The sequence below is a fragment of the Cyclobacteriaceae bacterium genome (assembly GCA_030584025.1).
Lineage (GTDB): Bacteria > Bacteroidota > Bacteroidia > Cytophagales > Cyclobacteriaceae > UBA2336.
In genome coordinates this window covers 4,023,939-4,044,012 of the sequence record CP129487.1, presented here as the reverse complement: position 1 = coordinate 4,044,012, position 20,074 = coordinate 4,023,939, and the positions used below count along the sequence as shown (strand labels likewise).

Sequence of the window (20,074 nt, the reverse complement as noted above, 5' to 3'; positions counted from 1 at the left end):
TTTTTGCGCAATGAGTGAAAAGTACAAAGAACCGGCAGACCTGAATTACGCCCAACTGGCAACCGATATCCTCGACTTCTGGAAGCGGGAAAGCATTTTTGAAAAATCAGTGAGCAACCGCGAGGGGTCACAAGCCTTTACCTTTTATGAAGGTCCCCCATCGGCTAACGGCACACCTGGCATTCACCACGTAATGGCGCGTACGGTAAAAGATATTTTCTGTCGGTTTAAAACGTTGCAGGGCTACCAGGTAAAACGCAAAGGCGGCTGGGACACTCACGGACTGCCGGTTGAACTGCAGGTGGAAAAACAACTGGGCATTACCAAAGATGACATCGGCAAAAAAATCTCCATTGAAGAATACAATCAGAAATGCCGTGAAACGGTAATGATGTATAAAGATCAGTGGGATGACCTGACCATGAAAATGGGCTACTGGGTTGACCTGAATGATCCATACATCACCTATGATTCAAAATACATTGAAAGCCTGTGGTGGATACTGAAGCAATTTTATGATAAAGGATTGCTCTACAAAGGCTACACCATTCAGCCTTACTCACCGGCTGCCGGCACCGGCTTAAGCTCGCACGAGTTGAATTTGCCCGGCTGCTATAAAGATGTAAAGGATACATCTATTGTGGCACAGTTTAAGGTGAGGCGGGATGCGCAATCAGCGTTTCTTTTCACCCCCCTTCCGTCCCCCCTGAAGGGGGGAGATAGGGGGGTGTACATCCTCGCCTGGACAACCACACCGTGGACGTTACCATCAAACACTGCACTCGCGATTGGCGAAAAGATCACATATGTTCAGGTAAACACTTTTAATCCATACACGCATCAACCCATAAGTGTTGTACTGGCAAAAGATCTGGTTGGAAAATATTTTTCTGAAAAGAACAAAGACCTGAGACTTGACGATTATAAACCTGGTGATAAAGCAATTCCGTTTGAAATCGTTCAGGAATTTGCCGGAAAAAAACTCGTAGGCATCCGCTACGAACAACTCATGCCGTACATCCAACCGTTGTACGATGCCGACAAAGCTTTTCAGGTAGTGGCTGGTGACTTTGTTACCACCGAAGATGGTACAGGTGTGGTACACACCTCACCTACGTTTGGTGCTGATGACTTCCGCGTAGCGAAACAAAACGGCATACCTGCCCTTACGGTAAAAGATGAAGCCGACAACGAAGTGCCAACCGTTGACCGCAAAGGAAAGTTTATAAAAGAAATTGGTGCGTGGTTAAAGAAAGGTGTTGAACAATACAACATCAAAACGCATAAGCCTTTAACTGAAAACGACTTCTACGTTAAAAACTATACCGATGAAGATGAGTCGAATCCGGATTATAAATCAACGGATGTAATCATCTCCATCATCTTAAAAGAAGAAAACAAAGCGTTTAAAGTAGAAAAGTACGAACACACGTACCCGCACTGCTGGCGTACAGACAAACCCGTGTTATACTATCCGCTTGATTCCTGGTTTATCAAAACCACCGCGCTGAAAGACCGCATGGTAGAGCTGAACAAAACCATCAACTGGAAACCTGAGTCAACCGGTACCGGTCGCTTTGGCAACTGGCTTGAAAATTTAGTGGACTGGAACTTATCGCGTTCACGCTACTGGGGCACCCCGCTTCCCATCTGGAGAACTAAAGACGGGAAGGAAGAAAAATGTATTGGATCGATAGCTGAACTGCAAGCTGAGATAAAAAGGGCAAAGACATCAGGCATCGCACAAAAATTGTCAATTGACAATTCTCAATTGACAATTGATTTGCATCGTCCCTATGTTGATGAAATCATTCTGGTAAGCGACTCAGGTCAGCCGATGTATCGCGAAGCTGATCTGATTGACGTTTGGTTTGATAGTGGAGCGATGCCTTACGCGCAGTTTCATTACCCATTTGAAAATGGTGAAAAATTTCCGTCTCTCAACACCCCCCATTCTCCACTCGAGGGGGGACAAGGGGGAGTGTTCCCGGCAGATTTCATTGCCGAAGGCGTTGACCAAACCCGCGGTTGGTTTTTTACCCTGCACGCCATCGGCACCATGTTGTTCGATAGCGTAGCCTTTAAAAACGTAATCTCCAACGGCCTTGTGCTGGATAAAAACGGCAACAAGATGTCGAAGAGCAAGGGCAATGTGGTAAACCCGTTTGAAACGATTAACAAGTTCGGGCCCGACCTGGTGCGCTGGTACATGATTGAAAATGCACCACCGTGGGATAATCTCAAATTCGATTTGGATGGCATTACCGAGGTGCAACGCAGGTTCTTCGGAACGCTAATCAATACCTACTCATTCTTTGCATTGTATGCCAACATTGATGGCTATGTGAAAGATGAGATGAACACTTCTGTTCAAAAAGATCTCACCCATCTTGACCGCTGGATCATTTCCAAACTTCAAACGCTGATCGTTGAAGTAACCAAAGCCTACGAAGAATACGAACCGACCCGTGCAGCGCGCGCTATTCAGGAATTCGTAAACGATCATTTATCGAACTGGTATGTGCGCCTGAATCGTAAGCGTTTCTGGCAACCTTCGCAACGCGGTGAATTGTTTGCCGATAAAAAAGCAGCATACGATACACTCTATGAATGTTTGATGGTAACGGCTCAACTGATGTCGCCAGTAGCGCCTTTTGTGTCGGAGTGGTTATATAAAAACCTTACTGACAACATTCGCGAGAAGGCAAAAGCAAACAACACGCCCTTACGCCATGCGTCTGTTCATCTTACGGATTTGGTGAAAGCTGAAACCAATCGCATTGACGCTGATCTGGAACAATCTATGGACTATGCTCAGAGGATTTGTTCACTGACACACGCATTACGTAAAAACAGTAAAATAAAAGTACGTACACCGCTGCAGCGGATTCTATTACCCGTGTTGGATGAGAAATTCGCCACACGCATCCGCAGTGTTGAAGAAATTATTAAGGCAGAAGTAAACATCAAATCGATCGAATACATTGATGATACTTCAGGCCTTTTGGTGAAAAAAGTAAAACCAAACTTTGCAAAACTGGGTAAGCAGTACGGCCCTAAAATGAAAGAAGTTTCTGCGGTGATCAACTTCTTTAATCAGGATGACATCACCCATCTGGAAAAGAAAGGCACGCTTACAAAAGGTGGATTTGATATTGTGCTGGAGGATGTGTTGATTTCCTCGGAAGATATTCCGGGCTGGTCGGTAGCCAGCGAAGGCGGCATAACCGTTGCGCTTGATGTTACCCTAACGGATGAGTTGAAACGCGAAGGCATTGCCCGTGATTTTGTAAACCGCATTCAAAACCTGCGCAAGGAAATGGGTATGGAGGTGCTGGATAAAATTGCTATTGAAGTAGAACGCAATGGCGAAGCGATGACTTCTGCCATTTCAGAATTTAAACAATATATTAGTACCGAAACTCAGGCCGTAAGCCTGGAAATAAAAGACAATGTCGTTAACGCAACGGAAGTAGACATGGATGAGCAAGTGCTGAAAGTGTTGATTCGCGTTGTTACTAAAGAATAATTGATGGCTGCTTCATACCGCTACTTTCTGCTCGCGTTCATGGTCATTGTTCTTGACCAGACTTCCAAGATGCTCGTGTTTAACAACATGTACCTGCATGAAGAAATCAATGTGATTGGCGATTGGTTTCGCATTCATTACCTGCTAAACCCGGGCATGGCCTTTGGCATTAAGTGGGAAAGTGAATTCGGAAAGCTTGCCTTAACCCTGTTTCGCATTATAGCCATGTTTGGTATTTCATGGTACCTGATCAAAATGGCAGAACGAAATATGCATACTGGCTTTTTATGGTGCATGGGTTTGATTTTAGGTGGTGCGGTTGGTAACGTAATCGACAGTACATTTTATGGTGTATTGTTGGGCAACGCCCCCGCTGATGCGCCAACTCCCTGGTTTCATGGCCAGGTAATTGACATGCTCTACTTCCCGATTTTTGAATTTGTTTGGCCGGATTGGGTGCCTTACCTGGGCGGGAAGTATTTCGAGTTTTTCAGTCCGGTGTTCAATATTGCCGATTCTTCCATATTTCTGGGCGTGGTCACCATCCTGATTATGCAGAAGAAGTTTTTTAAGGAAGTGCCCACCGCTAAAGCGGAGAATACAGATATAACCTCAGAAAATACTGATTCCATTACGGCCGAATCCTCACAAAACACCCCGCCAGCCGCTTAACCCAAGCATTTTCCTTATCCTGAAAATTAGCAGCGGGAACGGGTATTCTTATTACTTTTAGGGCTTAACTTATCGAACCCTAAACGTTTTTACGAATGTCAAATCCTTTGTTTTCCCGAAAACCCATGTCGGTGCTGATGGAAGAATCAGGCTCGAGCCATGGTTTAAAACGGACCCTCGGAAAATTTAACCTCATTGCACTGGGTGTTGGCGCCATTATCGGTGCCGGTATTTTCGTGCTTACCGGTCAGGCAGCAGCTGTGTATGCCGGCCCCGCAGTTACATTATCTTTTATCGTGTCTGCATTGGCCTGTGCATTTGCCGGATTATGCTATGCCGAGTTTGCCGCCATGATTCCCATTGCCGGTAGTGCGTACACCTATGCCTATGCTACCATGGGCCGCGGGGTGGCGTGGGTTATCGGTTGGGCTTTGATTCTGGAATATCTTTTTGCCGGATCAACCGTGGCCGTTGGATGGTCGGGCTATGTAGTAAGTTTTTTGGATAAGAACTTAGGCATTGCGTTGCCGCCCGAATTAGTTGCAGCAACCGGAACACGATTGATTCAAACACCAGATGGATGGGAAGCCTACTCCCCTGAATTGGCCAGTTCACTTCAAACAAAAGGAATTCTTGTGGATTCACTTCCACAAGTAACCACGTGGATGAATCTGCCGGCTATGCTTATTGTATTTTTGGTAACGATCTTATTGGTGCGTGGTATTAAAGAATCCGCCACGTTTAACAACATTGTAGTAGCGATTAAACTTACGGTGATCTTGTTGTTTGTTGCTTTTGGATGGGGCTTCATCAATTCCGACAACTGGGTTCCGTTCATTCCGGATAACACCGGCAGCTTTGGCGACTTTGGTATCTCGGGTATTTTCAGGGCATCCGCTGTAATCTTCTTTGCATACATCGGTTTTGATGCCGTATCTACCGCAGCACAGGAAGCAAAAAATCCGCAGAAGGATATGCCTTGGGGAATTTTAGGATCGCTGTTCGTGTGTACAATCGTTTACATTCTGGTTGCTCTTGTGATGACGGGTATTGCCAATTACACTGAATTGAATACCGCTGCTCCGATTGCCGTTGCAATCGACAAAGCCGGTGAAGGATTAAGTTGGCTAAGTCCGTTTATTAAGATAGGTGCCATTGCCGGTCTTACTTCTGTTATTCTTGTGATGTTGATGGGCCAAACGCGTATCTTTTATTCGATGGCAAATGATGGTTTGTTCTTCAAGTCCTTCTCCAACATTCATTCAAAATTCGGAACGCCCATTACCTCAACCATCATCACCGGATCGGTGGCCATGATTGCATCGGGCTTGTTACCCATTGGTGTACTTGGTGAATTAGTTTCCATCGGAACGTTGCTGGCGTTTATTCTGGTTTGTGTGGGTGTGCTGATTCTTCGTTACAAAGAACCTGATTTGGTGCGCCCGTTCAAGACTCCGTTGTTCCCGGTCGTTCCCATTCTAGGTATTATTTGCTGCTCAGGCGTAATGGCTTTCCTTAATCCATTAACCTTTCTTATTGCATTGGGCTGGTTGGTGATTGGTGCGATTATCTACTTCCTGTACGGAAGATTCCATGCACGCTATTAAATTCAGTTACACTTGAAAAAGAAAATGCCGGAATAAACTCCGGCATTTTTTATTTTATACTTCAACAATATATTACTCATACCGCAACGACTTTGCCGGATTAATGCGGGCGGTGCGCAGTGCCTGAAACACCACACATAACAACGCCACCAAGAGCGAAAGCGCACCGGCTGCTACAAAAATCCACACACTTAACTCAACCCGAAAGGCAAAACCCTGCAACCACTGCGAAGCAAAATACCAGGCCGGGAAAATGGCCAATACCAACGCAATCAATACCAACTTGGTAAATTCTTTCGAAAGCAGGTTGACCAAACTAAATTCCGATGCCCCCAACACTTTTCGAATACCCAGTTCCTTGGTTCGTTTCTCAGCCGTGAAGGCAGCCAATCCAATCAACCCAAGCGAAGCAATTAAAATGGCCAGCACGGTGAATGTGGTGAATAAATTTCCAAGGCGTTGCTCGCTGCGGAACAACGCATCAAAATCCTGATCGAGGAAAGAATATTCGAACGGCTCATTGCCGGCATATTGCTTCCATAAATTTTCTACGGCAGCAACTGCTTCCTGCGGATTGCCGTTGATGCGCACGGTTAAGTAATTGGCATTGTCCGTATTCAGAAACATGGCAATCGGGCGAACATTATTACGCAACGTCTCGAAATGAAAATCTTTCACTACACCAATAATCCGATAGGGTACACGTCCTCCGCGATTGAATCCATATAAATCCTTACCCACCGCTTCTTTCCAACCCAACTCATTCATAAGCGCTTCATTGATTACAATCGAAGCTGTATCAGCAGGAAAATCTCTTGAAAAATACCTTCCCTCCACCAGGGAAAAGCCCATGGTTTCTACCTGGTCGTAATCCGCAAAATACCGAACCACCAAATGATCTTCATCCGAACCTTCAATGCGGAATGGACTCGCACCTTCTGTGTTCACCGAAGGCACCGAGTTGGTATAGCTGGCCGCTACAATTCCACTCTGGCCGGCAATGGCTTGCTTCAATGGCTGTGCATTTGATTTTAATTGCCCTGTGTTTGACAACACCAATACATTTTCCCGATTTAACCCAAGGTTTTTATTCTGTACATATCGCATCTGCTGAAAGATTACCGTAGTAGCAATGATCAATACAATGGATACCGTAAACTGAAAAACAACCAGTCCGCTGCGGATAGAGCCACCCTTCATGCCTTCACGCACTTTTCCTTTCAATACTTCTGTTACCCTGAACGAAGTAAGGTAAAATGCCGGATAACTTCCAGCCAGCAGGCCAACTACCAAAATAACTGCTACGAGCATAATCAGTAATTCGGCACTCAGCAGACTTTCAAAAAGAAGTTCTTTGCCGGCAAGCGTATTGAAAAGTGGAAGCAGTGCGTAAACTGCACCGAGTGCCAATATTGCGGCAATTAAACTGAACAGAAACGATTCGGCTAAAAACTGTGCAATCAGGTGACTGCTCAATGAGCCCAATGTTTTACGTAAGCCCACTTCCTTTGCGCGACCGGCTGAACGGGCTGTGGCCAGGTTCATGAAATTGATGCACGCGATGATCAGAATGAAAATGGCAATCACCGAAAACAAATACACATACTGAATGTCACCCTGAGGCTCAATCTCTGCCTGGTAATTGGAATGTAAATGAATATCGGTTAACGGAATAAGCGTATACCCAAACTTGCTTCCCTGTTGCTTGAATTGCTCCAGCGACATGCCCATAAAACGCTCCACTTCAGGCCCAATGTACTTGATGGTAAGCGCGTCTATCTTTTCTTTCACCACAGCAGGTGAAGCATTCTTGTGAATCTTAAAATACGTAGCGATGTAGTTGTTCATCCAGATGGGATCCTGAAAGGCAGGCGTTGAAATACCTGAAAGAATTACCTCAAAACCAAAGTGTGCATTGGATGGTGGATTTTGGGCGATGCCCGTCACCACATAGGTGCTTGTATCATTGCCAACAGTGAGGAGTTTACCCAGTGCCTTCTCCTCTCCAAAAAATTTCTTTGCCGTGCGCTCGGTTAACACCAACGTATTGGGCTCGCGTAAAGCCGTTTGAGGATTACCCTCCAACAATGGGAAACTGAAGAATGTAAAAAAGTTCGAATCCGCCAGAAATGCTCTCTCCTGGGTAAACGTGTTCTCGCCATACTTCATGACCACACCATTGTTTTGTGCTACGCGCACAACACTTTCCACCTCCGGCACTTCGTTGATGAGTGCACCGGCCATGGGCGGGCATGAAACAGCAACGGCAATTTCCTGGGCCGAAAGTTTGGCATCGAGGTTTACCCGGTAAATCCGGTCGGCATCTTGGTGAAACCGGTCGTAACTGAGTTCATCCTTCACATACAGGGTTATAAACAGGCAGGAAGCAATGCCCACCGTTAACCCCAACACATTCAAAAACGCGTAAAAACGCTGACGGCTGATGTTGCGAAACGCAACCAGTAAGTAGTTTTTTAGCATAAGGATTGGGTTTCCCTTACGGGTTATAGGCTCTGAAACGGAGAGTTGGGGATAAGGTTTCGGGGGTTGTGGTGTTGCGTGCTGCAGAGACTCTGTGGGGAAAAATGTTTCAACGCTTTCCACATATATTTTTACGCACACTCATATGGCAAAAAACAATTTATTTGACTGAATGCCATAAGACTTACCTTTGTATTGATCAAATACTGTCTCAACATGGGAGTAAAATTTTTAAATACCCTACTGATAATCGTGTTTCTGTTCCAGTTAATCTCATGTAGTAAAGATGATGTCAAGGTCAAGAATCAGATTACTGTAGGAAATAAAATCTACCCATTAGCAAAAGGGTACATCTTTAAGGCTGGCGGACCAATGTATAGTGATGAAAATGAATATCTAGGTCAAATTTTCAATGTCTATTTAACAAATGAAGACGTTATCTATAACAATAATTACTCCTTCAGTCACAGCGGTGACGATGAGTTTCTCACAATATCATTCTTGTCTTCTAAGGAAAATGAAATTGATGAGGGTAACTATATTTTTATGGATACAGATTATGTAAGTAATTGCATTACTAACACACAAATTTACCTAGACTGGAATTTTAATTCCGGAATTAATCACGGAACGTTCTGGAACGCAACCACCGGGGAAGCGCTTGTTGAAAAACTCGAATCAGGATACAAAATTAGTTTTTGGTTTACGCTTATAAATGGCAGTACCCACGAAAAATGCCACGGAACATTTATTGGTCCTTATTATCCGTATCCTTGATGTACCACAGTGTTTCGGGGAAGAATTGATGATTTTAATGAGCAATATATCGCAGAGTCCCTGCGGAGACTCTGCGGGGAAAAAGGTTCCTGCGGAGAAACGACTTTTGTGTAGTCAATACTAAACAAGAAGTAGCAGTATCAAAACCATTGGTAAGTTGATGCAAGAATGAAAAACCAAACTATGAATAATAGAATATCTTATACGAATAAACCCAGCGATAAAGCTAAATAATAAAATTGGCACTATACTGGCTATCTCTACTATAAAATTAGACACATTAACATTATCCATTCTTATATGAAGAAGCGCGAAAAATATTGAAATAAGATAAAAAATAATCAGAAAGTTTTGATTCCAAAAGGTTTCTATTCTTGATATGACTCTTCTAAAAAGTAATAGAAGTAAAAACATCAACAAGCCGATTATCAGAACAAAATCATAACTAGTTTCAATTAGAACAAAATCTAGTAACTCAATTTGCAAAAGATTGCAAAAGATCGATACTGTGTAACCAAGTAAAATCGAAACAGATATAATAAATTTATTAACGCTAAACTTGGTAAGAAAAAATCGAAACCCTACCTCTTCTACAATTGGGGATATGAACAAAGTATTGATAATTGAGAATAAAATTGTTGGTCTTTGTGAATGTTCTAACGGACTTTCTGACGGAACGCCAAGGATAAATCCATAGATAGATGAAAAAGTAAGAAGAATTAGAGAAATACCTACGATTGATAGGTTTGATGGCCGTTCGAATTTACCTTCACGCCACCGACCAATCATAAAAGATTTAAATTGGCTTATAAAGCTTTCATTCATTTAGTCCTTCTTAATTTTTATTCCTCGCACATTCTCTCGCAAGAAACTCTGCGAATGACTTATTTTATTCTAAGTTAAGATTTTTTTAACAACCCTACTTTTTACCGCAGAGTACCGCGGAGTATGCTAGAGGCACCAGAGATTGATTTTAAATGTGATTTGGATTTAATACAGAGGGGAATTTTTGCAAACTAATCTTCGGCCCTCTGCGTTAACTCAGCGCTCTCTGCGGTTAATTGTTTCTGTCTTCCAGAAAAATCATTCTTGCCCCTTCGCCTTCATCAACGAAAACTCGCGGAACCTGCGCACCATGGCAATGCCAAAGCCAACCATGAGCACCAGTGTACCCAGCCATAAAATATTTACCCAGGGCTTTTCCATGGCTTTGATCACCACCCAGTCTTTCTGGCGGGTCTGAATATTCAGGGTTAACTCATCTGTCTCCGGGTGAACGTTCAGCAATGAAATTTTCAATCCAAGTTCCGGAACAATACCCGGTATAATGCCTCCACGCGATTGCGTACCAATGATCAATACCGGATCAGCGATGTAATCCTGTCGCTCACCGCGCACGAGAATCTTTGCTCTAATCGCTACAAACGAAGAATCCAGTGGCTGCCCGCTAATTTCGAATACGCGAGTTAAATCTTCAATCGTGGCAACATAGTCGTTGGCAAAAAATTGCGCTGACCGCTTAATGCGCAACTCCTCCGCTTCACTCCAATCTTCCTTTGCTTCCTCCGTCATGGGTGCGGAAACGTGCGTGTATAAATCAAGCGTGGCTTTTCGGTTTACATCGGGTGAGGCCATGTTACCAAAACGTGGATTGGCTTGCAGGCGTGGATATTGAACAAATGCCACTTTGCCATTCTTTCTGAATTCAATTTCGTAAAAGGTGTTTTCCGGAAAAATTTCAAAGCGTTCGCCTTTTGCATACAGTTTCCTTCCTTCAAACTCAATGTCGTTTTTGGCCACAACCACGAAGGGATCATCGGTGTATTCGATGTCGGATTTTTTAACGTAACCACTTTTGTGTCGCGGTTCAATGCGTTCGCCCAGGTACTCAATTTCGTAACCGGCCATTTCGCGTGGCTCGTGTACAAACAGTAATAAGTTCTCGCGGTTGAATTCTTCACTCAACTGGCGTGAGATGAGCATACCGGTATTGTTCAGTGATACCACCGTAGAATATCCGGATGAAAATAAAATGCCCACCAGCATCAACCCTACGCCAATGTGCGCCACTGCACCACCGGAAAGTCCGGGGCTGGATTTTAAAACGGAGAATAAAATCTTACCGTTTGAAATAACGGTAAACAATCCGGAGAACAACAACATCGCATAACCGATGTTGCGCACACTGCTCACATTTATAATGACCATGGTGGCCAGCAAGGCAATGGTGAATGGAAGAAACAACTGGTTCTTCAATTCCTTCTTATCGATTTTCTTCCACCAGAAAAACTGACCAACAGCAGAGAGGATACCAATCGCGATAGCAAACCAAAGTTGGAATTTAGAAAAGTACGTTACCTGATCACCGGGCAGCGCCATATTCAATGACCCACCAAAAGCAGCGCTGATTTGGTTGAACACCGGATAAGAGGTAGGATAAAGCACCTGCAAACCCATTAAACACAACACCGTTGCCCCGATGAAAATCCAGAACTCGCGCGAGTACGTAGAAGTCTCTTTCTGCGTTGATGGAATTTCTTTCCAACGGATAACGATAAACACAATTGAACCAATCAGGAAAAAGAAAAGGTAAAGCAACAACTGCCCGGAAAGGCCAAGGTCGGTGAACGAGTGTACCGATGCATCCCCCAACACACCTGAGCGTGTTAGGAATGTGGAGTACAAAATGAGAATGAACACCGATACCACCAGGATCATGGAAATCTTCAATGCAGTCTCACTGTTCTTGTAGGTGATCATGGTGTGGATGGAGGCGATCAAAATCAACCACGGCACGTACACCGCATTTTCGACCGGATCCCAGTTCCAGTATCCACCAAAGTTCAGTGTTTCATACGCCCAATAGCCACCCATTAAAATACCGAGGCCCAAAATCGCTCCGGCAAAAATCGACCACGGTAACGCGGGGCGCACCCACTCACGGTAGCGTTTTAACCAAAGGCCGGCAATGCAAAATGAAAACGGAACCAATGTAGCTGCAAAACCTAAGAACAAGGTTGGCGGGTGAATCACCATCCAGTAATTCTGCAGCAGCGGATTTAAGCCGGCACCATCTTGCGGAATAAAATCGGGTTGTACGGTAAAGATTGGATCGGGCATGGCATCGCGCAGCAAAATGAAAGGCGAACTGCCGATTTTCAATTCAAGTCCGGGAATTACAATGCCCAGAATCATAGAGGTAAGAAAACCTTGAACGGCAGCAAATACCGTCATCACCGGGCCTTCCCAAAATTTATTGGTAATGATGATGACAATGCCCAACACGGCATGCCAGAACATCCATAGCAAGAAGCTTCCTTCCTGTCCGTTCCAAAAAGTTGAAATCAAATAATGCGCAGGAAGTTTTTTATCGGAGTGACTGTACGCGTAGTAATATTCGAAATAATGATTTTTGATGATGATGAATAGGGTTACTACGATACCGAGTACAGCAAGTGCATGTACATAGAAACCAATTCTGCCATTTAACAACCAGCCGGCTTTGCGGTCAAGATCCTCCGTAACGGTGGCTTTGAAATACGAAAAGAAAGCCACGAGTGCGGCCACAAACGAAACGATGACAAAAAAATGACCGAGGTTACCGATAAAGTAATGCACCATGTTGAATCAGGAAATTACGACTGAAGAAAAATTAAATACCCGCATTGATGGAGTTCTCCTGGTATTTGGAAGGACACTTCAGCAATATTTTTTCGGCATAGAATGATTCGCCCTTATAGCTGCCAATCACCACCACTTTTTCTGAACGGGTAAAATCCTGTGGCATGGGTTCGTTGTAAAACACCTGCTGCTCCTTGCCGCCTTCATCTACCATGATAAATGAAAACGAAACCTTATCTGCACCAGGCTCAATACCAACTACTTTTCCATCCGTATCTTTTTTCAACTCCCCTACTACATGAATGCTTTTGGAATTACCGGTTGAAGCCAGTTGATAGGCTTCGGAAAATGTAACGTATGTACTGGCTTCGTTGGTAGATGACACAATAATGGCCACCGCCACGGCTATAATAACAATGATAAAGATGTGCGATTTTTTCATGCTTCTCCCCCGCTTAAAACTGCCCAAAATTAACCCAAAAACCCCGTAAAGCCAGTGATTTTTGTCAACCTGAAAATGGCCTATTTCTGCCCGTTTTCAAGCTTTTTTACCCTACGGTCGAGCATAAAGAGGTAGATAATCAGTCCTGCCAGCACAATGAGTACGATACCCACCACTACATAAATTTTTCCTTCCGACCGCATGGTGTCGGCCATTTCTACCGGTTGTGCATTAAGGCTGACTGTAGTGCTAAGAAAAAACAAAACAACACCGATAGCGTAACGTACAATTGATTTCATGATTTATGATTTAGCTAGTATATAAGCGAAGCCCTTTAATAAACTTAAAATGTTTCAAATTAAGTGTATAAAGTTGAAGGTCGTTAACGAGTGCAGTTGCTGCTATCAATGAATCTGGAATATCAAGGCCATGACTCAATGAGTAGGCCTCTAACAGCTCCAACGATTTGAGAGAGATTACTTCATTGAGGTAAACAACCTGAATTGCCGCAAGTGCCTTTTTTATTTTATTGAGGTCATTTTTATTTAGGGCGCCAACAATCAGTTCTCCTGCCGAAACTGAGCTAACCGCAATATTCGCTGATCCAATGCTTCTCAATTCTTCAACGACTTCAATATTGCTTTTTGAAAGCTCTATGAGAATGTTGGTGTCGCAAAGAACTACTTTGTTTTTGGCCATGCCTTTTCTCTTAGCTCTCTAGCGGAAATATTCCTATTCTTCCAAATACCTGCCAAAGCAAAAAAATCATCGGATGAAACCTTCTTATCCTTATCTCCTTGATCCTTTTTTAATATCTCTACATAATCCAGATCATGAATCAATGCCAGAAGACGATCAAATTTGTCTTTGTTTTTTACTCTAAGTGTTATTGTGTTACCCATACACCGTGTGATTTCTTATTGTAAACATACTAAACCCTGCAAAAAGTTGCACGTCAGTATTTTAAGTGTAGGAAAGCTAACGTTGAATTTCACGCTCTTCCAACTTTTTAATGCGCACCCGAATATTCACAATCCACAACCCGATTAAGAACCAGGCCAACACTGCGGGGTAAAATACAAGGCGCATACGACTATCTAAATCATAGGCATTGAAACCCGGATTGCCACCACTGCCTGGATGCATGCTGCTGGTGAGGCGCGGTATGATAAAAATCAACGGAATCATCGCTGCAAAGGCAAAGATGTTATACACCGCACCCAGTCGGGCGCGCTGCTCTTCATTTTCAAGCGAACCCCTTAACACAAAATACGCGAGGTATACCAACAACGCGATGGCTGCTCCGTTTTGTTTCGGATCGCCATGCCAGGGAGAACCCCAGGTGTAATTCGCCCACAGCATACCGGTAACCATACCCAATACACCAAACGCAGTGCCTACATGAGCGTACGTAACCGAGTAGGTATCAAAATCAGACAATGGATTACGCAGGTAACGAACAGCATAGTACACCGACATCATGTACAACAACACCATGCCAAACCACATGGGCACGTGAAAATACAAGGCACGCACGGTTTCATTTAAAATATTCAGCCGTGGTACATCCATTAACAATCCGGCTGTATGCACGTACACCAACAAAACAACGGCTACTATTTTTAACCAGGTCTTCATTTTAAGTTCAGTAGGCAGTAGGCAATGGGCCATAGGCAACGTTACGATTGCTTATTGCCTACTGTAGACTGCCTACTGGTTTAACTGCGCCAAATATACGGGAACAAAATGTACCCCAACGCACCGGAAATAATATTAATCGCCAGCAGGTTTAACAACTCATCTGAACTGGCAGAAAGTTCCAATCCATCCAACGCATTTTTTGTAGCCCGAACGGCCATCAGCAAAATGGAAATCACCACCGGAAAACTAAGCACAGCCATCAATACATTGCTGTTGTTTGCTTTTGCCGCGATGCCGGAGATTAAACTCAACGAAGTAGAGAAACCGATAGAAGTCAGTAACAACACCAGGAAAAATGTAAGCTGATCCTGTACGGGATTGAAAATAAAAATCGAGAACAAAAAATAACCGGTTAGCGAAATCAGCAAGCTGAGTAAAGCATTGTAAAGAATCTTTGAAATAATAATCTGCTGCGGACTGGCAATCGTGTACAGGTAAATGAATACCCCTTTCTTTTCGCCAATAAAACTTTTAGCTACGCTATTCACTACCGAGAATAAAATAGTGAGCCAAAACAAAGCTGACCAGGTGGCGGGGCTGATGGAATTTTGCTTCAGGTTAAACGTGAGGTAGCAGATAAAAATCAGGCTGAACAGGTAAAGTCCAAGGCCGGCAATAACCGACTTACGCCTGAGCTCCAGGATGAACTCTTTCTTCAGTAGCTGTACGATAATTCTGTTCAAAACCGGTTAAAACGGGGTTGCGCAAGTTTATTGAAAATCGGGGCAAATTAACGGTCGCAGCCCATAAATTATTAGTTTTGCACTCCTTTTACCATTGTAAATGACTACCAAAAATAAGGTTTTGATCACAGGCGCTGCAGGCTTCATCGGGTTTCACCTGAGCAAGCGGCTTTGTGCCGAAGGGTATGCCGTAACCGGCACCGACAACCTGAACGATTACTACGATGTAACGCTGAAACAATCGCGGTTAAACATCCTTAAATCGTTACCGGATTTTACGTTTGTTGAAGCTGATCTAACAGACAAAAAGAAAATTGATGCCTTGTTCAAGGAGCATCAATTTAAATACGTAGTAAACCTGGCCGCACAGGCCGGTGTGCGTTACTCCCTCACCAACCCGTACGCATACCTGGAAAGTAACATGCATGGCTTTCTGAATATCCTGGAAGCTTGTCGTCATAACAAAACGGAGCATCTCGTGTATGCATCATCCAGCTCGGTGTATGGTGCCAATAAAAAGATGCCGTTCTCGGTGCACCACAATGTTGATCATCCGCTCTCGTTGTATGCCGCTTCAAAAAAGTCGAATGAATTGATGGCACATACCTACTCAGCGTTATATAATTTACCCACAACGGGATTTCGTTTCTTTACGGTATATGGTCCGTATGGAAGACCCGATATGGCGCTGTTCATTTTCACGAAAGCGATTGTGGAAGGAAAACCCATTGATGTGTACAACCACGGTAAAATGCTTCGCGACTTTACCTACATTGATGATATTGTTGAAGGTATTAAACGCCTTGTACCATTAGCACCAAAACCAAACGCAAGTTGGGATGGTCATCAACCCGATCCTGCCACCAGTTTTGCGCCTTACAAAATTTATAACATCGGTAACAATAAGCCGGTGCAGTTGCTTCGTTTCATTGAAGTAATCGAAGAGAAGCTTGGAAAAAAAGCCATCAAGAATTTTATGCCCATCCAGGATGGCGATGTGCCTGAAACCTATGCCGATGTGGATGACTTGATGCGCGATGCCGGATTTAAACCTGCTACCAGCATTGAAGATGGCATTGGCAAATTCATTGAGTGGTATACGGAATACTATAAAATCAAGAAATAAAATTTTACATGGATAAAATCGGAATTATTGGATTAGGATACGTTGGACTGCCCCTGGCTGTTGAATTCGGCAAGGTGATGGATGTTGTTGGTTTTGACATCAACAAAGAACGCATTGCCGAGTTAAAAAAAGGTCATGACCGTACACGCGAAGTGGAAGACCATGAACTGAAAGCAGCTACGAAACTTACCTTCTCGCACGACCTGAACGATCTGAAGTCAGTAAATTATTTTATTGTAACCGTACCCACACCGGTTGATGAATACCGAAAGCCCGATTTACGTCCGTTACAAAGCGCCAGCAAAACCGTAGGTTCCGTAATCAAAAAAGGAGACATCGTCATTTATGAATCCACGGTCTATCCCGGTTGTACCGAAGAAGATTGCGTGCCTATTATCGAACAGGTTAGCGGCCTGAAATACAATGTTGACTTCTTCTGCGGCTATTCTCCTGAGCGCATTAACCCGGGTGATAAACTGCATCGTGTTACCACCATCAAAAAAGTTACCAGCGGAAGCACCCCAGATGTAGCTGAAAAGGTTGATCAACTCTACCAAAAAGTAATCCAGGCCGGTACGCACAAAGCCTCTTCTATTCGAGTAGCCGAAGCCGCAAAGGTTATTGAAAATGCGCAACGCGATATCAATATCGCTTTCGTAAATGAGCTAGCGCTGATTTTTGACAAAATGGGCATCGACACGCACGAAGTGTTGGAAGCTGCCGGAACGAAGTGGAATTTCCTTCCCTTCAAACCTGGATTGGTTGGCGGGCATTGCATTGGTGTTGATCCGTACTACCTCACCTACAAAGCTGAAAGCATGGGGTATCACCCTGAAGTGATTTTAGCCGGCCGGAGAATCAATGACAACATGGGGGCACACATTGCAGGCAACGTCATCAAGTTGATGGCAAAAAATCAACTGCCGGTTTATGGAGCAGATGTACTGGTGATGGGCATTACCTTCAAGGAAAACTGTCCGGATATCCGAAACAGCAAGGTGGTGGATGTAATCAACGAACTAAAAAGCTACGGAACCAATGTAGACATTTACGATCCGCAAGCCGACAACGAAGAAGTTAAGCACGAATACGGGTTATCTTTAGTTAACAAACTTTCAAAAAAATACCACGCCATTGTATTAGCTGTTGGTCATGATGAATTCAAGTCGCTTGACTGGAGTGTCATCAAACAATCCAATACGGTGGTATATGATGTGAAGGGATTCCTCGACAAATCAATTACAACCTCCCGACTTTAATGAAAAAAACTGGCGGCAAAATTTTAGTAACAGGTGGTGCGGGATACATTGGTGCGCATACCGTAGTAGAGTTAATCAACTCCGGTTACGAACCTGTAATTGTTGATAACCTTTCCGCCAGCGATAAAACCTTGCTTGCCGGTATTCAACAAATAACCGGTAAAGCCATTAGCTTTCATCAGGGCGATTGCCGCGACAAGAACTTTCTTCAATTCGTATTTAAAACACAAGGTCCGTTTACGTGCGTGATGCACTTTGCTGCGTTTAAGTCTGTAGGCGAATCTGTGCAAAAGCCTTTGCGCTATCATCAAAACAATGTAGGTTCTTTGCTTACGCTGTTGGAAGTAATGGAAGAAAACGGAGTAAAGGATATTATCTTCTCTTCATCCTGCACCGTATATGGTCAACCCGATACCATTCCGGTTGATGAACGTGCTCCCTTTAAACGTGCTGAATCGCCATACGGTGCTACCAAGCAAATCTGCGAACGTATTCTGGAAGATGTGCATCATACGGGCACTCGCATCATTTCGCTTCGCTATTTCAATCCAATCGGGGCACACCCCAGTGGGTTGATCGGTGAGTTGCCGATTGGTGTTCCCAATAACCTGGTTCCTTTTATTACACAAACTGCCATCGGACTTCGAAAAAAGTTAACCGTTTTCGGAAACGATTATAACACACCCGATGGTTCGTGTGTGCGTGATTTCATTCATGTGATGGACCTGGCCGAGGTACATGTAAAAGCGCTGCAATATTTAGCGAACGATTCGCGCAAAAACGTGTATGACGTATTTAATGTTGGCACCGGTAAAGGTGCTTCTGTGTTGGAATTGGTGAACACGTTTATCCGGGCTACAGGAGCCAAGCTCCCGTTTGTCATTGGCCCGCGCAGACCGGGTGATGTGGAGAAAGTCTATGCCGACCCAACACGTGTTAATAACGCGTTAAAGTGGGAAGCCCGCTACTCTATGGAGGATGGCCTGAAACATGCCTGGGCCTGGGAGCAAAAGCTTCATAAAAGCCAGTAACTTTAGGGGTGCAAATTCCTTTTCAAAAACTTGATGCGCAATACACAGCAATCCGATCAGAAATAGATCGGGCCATTGCGGCTGTGTTAACAAAAGCTCAGTTTATTGGTGGTGAACCCGTAAAGCAATTTGAACAGGCTCTTGCGGAAAAACTTTCTGCAAAACACTGCATCAGCACGGGCAATGGAACCGACTCACTCTTCCTGATTTTAAAAGCACTGAACATCAAAGCGGGTGATGAGGTTATCACTCCAGCTTTCAGTTGTATTCCTTCTGCAGAAACCATTTCGCTAACAGGCGCTACTCCGGTTTTTTGCGATGTGGATTCGCGTTGTTACACAATTGATCCCGAACAGGTAAAAAAGAAAATCACTTCAAGAACAAAAGCAGTAATAGCTGTGCATTTGTACGGTCAGGCTGCACCGGTTAATGAATTGAAAACCATCTGCGATCAGCATAATTTATTTTTGATCGAAGATTGTGCCCAAGGTCACCTCACCAAAGATGGCGATGCCTTTGCCGGAACAGTGGGTGTTGCCGGGGCATTCAGTTTTTATCCTACAAAAAATCTGGGGGCGTATGGCGATGCCGGCTGCATTGTAACGGGCGATTCATCTCTGGCAGAACGTGTACGCAGGTTGCGCAACCATGGTGCACTGGTAAAAGATGATCACGCGTTTGAAGGAACCAATAGCCGGATGGATACCTTGCAGGCGGCCATCCTCAATGTGAAGCTGAACTACCTGGAGCAATGGAACACCAGGCGACAGGAGATTGCACGCACGTATTTGCACCAACTTGGTGAGGTGACTCAAATCCAATTGCCGCATGCACGTACACAGTCAACGCATACCTATCACCTGTTTTGTATTCGTACGCAACAGCGCGAAGATTTAAAAAACTACCTGGCCGGACAAGGCATTGAAACCCTGGTTCATTATCCCAAAGCCCTTCCATTTACGCCTGCGTATAGGCACCTGAATCATGTAGAATTGGATTTTCCGGTTGCCGCTTCCCTTCAAAATCAGGTACTTTCACTTCCCCTTTACCCTGAACTTACGGATGGCGAAATCGCTTATGTTGCAGACAGTATCCGCCAATATTTTTCCCATTAGCATACCCGTCACACCCTATTATCCTTAATT

General features: G+C 44.1%; 16 protein-coding genes. 8 read left to right on the top strand and 8 right to left on the bottom strand.

From position 1 onward, the window contains the following. The first annotated feature begins 10 nt into the window (after window positions 1–10). The 3 genes from ileS to QY309_18300 all read left to right on the top strand — a co-directional run bounded on the left by ileS (window position 11) and on the right by QY309_18300 (window position 5,808). Complete coding sequence (ileS, locus tag QY309_18310) at window positions 11–3,529, top strand: isoleucine--tRNA ligase (GenBank protein WKZ59800.1); 3,519 nt, start codon at window positions 11–13, stop codon at window positions 3,527–3,529. Between the two features lie 3 nt (window positions 3,530–3,532). After that, a complete protein-coding gene (locus QY309_18305; protein ID WKZ59799.1) occupies window positions 3,533–4,201 on the top strand; it encodes a lipoprotein signal peptidase in 669 nt (222 codons plus the stop codon). Between the two features lie 95 nt (window positions 4,202–4,296). Next, window positions 4,297–5,808, top strand: a complete 1,512-nt coding sequence (locus QY309_18300; GenBank protein ID WKZ59798.1) for an amino acid permease — start codon at window positions 4,297–4,299, stop codon at window positions 5,806–5,808. Window positions 5,809–5,880: 72 nt separating this feature from the next. On the opposite strand, the gene QY309_18295 is transcribed toward QY309_18300, so the two are convergent. After that, on the bottom strand, window positions 5,881–8,289 hold the full coding sequence (locus tag QY309_18295; GenBank protein WKZ59797.1) for an ABC transporter permease: 2,409 nt from the start codon (window positions 8,287–8,289) through the stop codon (window positions 5,881–5,883). A 216-nt stretch (window positions 8,290–8,505) separates the two neighbouring features. Here QY309_18295 and QY309_18290 point away from each other — a divergent pair, with 216 nt between their 5' ends. Continuing rightward, entirely contained in the window at window positions 8,506–9,066 is a 561-nt protein-coding gene (locus QY309_18290) for a hypothetical protein (protein WKZ59796.1), read from the top strand. A 1,083-nt stretch (window positions 9,067–10,149) separates the two neighbouring features. Here QY309_18290 and ccsA read toward each other — a convergent pair. From ccsA to QY309_18255, 7 genes are all read right to left on the bottom strand, one after another. Further along, complete coding sequence (ccsA, locus tag QY309_18285; GenBank protein ID WKZ59795.1) at window positions 10,150–12,687, bottom strand: cytochrome c biogenesis protein CcsA; 2,538 nt, start codon at window positions 12,685–12,687, stop codon at window positions 10,150–10,152. 31 nt (window positions 12,688–12,718) lie between these two features. Then, a complete protein-coding gene (locus tag QY309_18280; GenBank protein WKZ59794.1) occupies window positions 12,719–13,129 on the bottom strand; it encodes a cytochrome c maturation protein CcmE in 411 nt (136 codons plus the stop codon). Window positions 13,130–13,209: 80 nt separating this feature from the next. Continuing rightward, window positions 13,210–13,428 (bottom strand): CcmD family protein, encoded by a 219-nt coding sequence (locus tag QY309_18275; GenBank protein ID WKZ59793.1) that lies wholly within the window; start codon window positions 13,426–13,428, stop codon window positions 13,210–13,212. Between the two features lie 10 nt (window positions 13,429–13,438). Then, a complete protein-coding gene (locus tag QY309_18270) occupies window positions 13,439–13,828 on the bottom strand; it encodes a type II toxin-antitoxin system VapC family toxin (GenBank protein WKZ59792.1) in 390 nt (129 codons plus the stop codon). Beyond that, on the bottom strand, window positions 13,810–14,031 hold the full coding sequence (locus QY309_18265) for a hypothetical protein (GenBank protein ID WKZ59791.1): 222 nt from the start codon (window positions 14,029–14,031) through the stop codon (window positions 13,810–13,812). Before QY309_18265 ends, QY309_18270 begins: the two co-directional genes overlap by 19 nt. Before the next feature lie 76 nt (window positions 14,032–14,107). Further along, the gene (locus QY309_18260; GenBank protein ID WKZ59790.1) at window positions 14,108–14,767 is read right to left on the bottom strand and encodes a cytochrome c biogenesis protein; all 660 of its coding nucleotides are present in this window, start codon (window positions 14,765–14,767) and stop codon (window positions 14,108–14,110) included. A gap of 80 nt (window positions 14,768–14,847) precedes the next feature. Beyond that, window positions 14,848–15,513 carry a heme exporter protein CcmB gene (locus tag QY309_18255; GenBank protein ID WKZ59789.1) on the bottom strand — a complete coding sequence of 222 codons (666 nt, stop codon included), beginning with the start codon at window positions 15,511–15,513 and terminating at the stop codon, window positions 14,848–14,850. A 100-nt stretch (window positions 15,514–15,613) separates the two neighbouring features. On the opposite strand from QY309_18255, the gene QY309_18250 reads away from it, so the two are divergent. The 4 genes from QY309_18250 to QY309_18235 are packed head-to-tail and all read left to right on the top strand — an operon-like array spanning window position 15,614 to window position 20,044. Next, the gene (locus QY309_18250) at window positions 15,614–16,639 is read left to right on the top strand and encodes an NAD-dependent epimerase (protein ID WKZ59788.1); all 1,026 of its coding nucleotides are present in this window, start codon (window positions 15,614–15,616) and stop codon (window positions 16,637–16,639) included. 8 nt (window positions 16,640–16,647) lie between these two features. Then, window positions 16,648–17,898: a nucleotide sugar dehydrogenase gene (locus QY309_18245; GenBank protein WKZ59787.1), complete on the top strand. Its 1,251-nt coding sequence runs from the start codon at window positions 16,648–16,650 to the stop codon at window positions 17,896–17,898. After that, on the top strand, window positions 17,898–18,929 hold the full coding sequence (gene galE, locus QY309_18240; GenBank protein WKZ59786.1) for a UDP-glucose 4-epimerase GalE: 1,032 nt from the start codon (window positions 17,898–17,900) through the stop codon (window positions 18,927–18,929). The genes QY309_18245 and galE overlap by 1 nt, the downstream gene beginning before the upstream one ends. Before the next feature lie 8 nt (window positions 18,930–18,937). Further along, window positions 18,938–20,044: a DegT/DnrJ/EryC1/StrS family aminotransferase gene (locus QY309_18235; GenBank protein ID WKZ59785.1), complete on the top strand. Its 1,107-nt coding sequence runs from the start codon at window positions 18,938–18,940 to the stop codon at window positions 20,042–20,044. Window positions 20,045–20,074 lie beyond the last annotated feature (30 nt).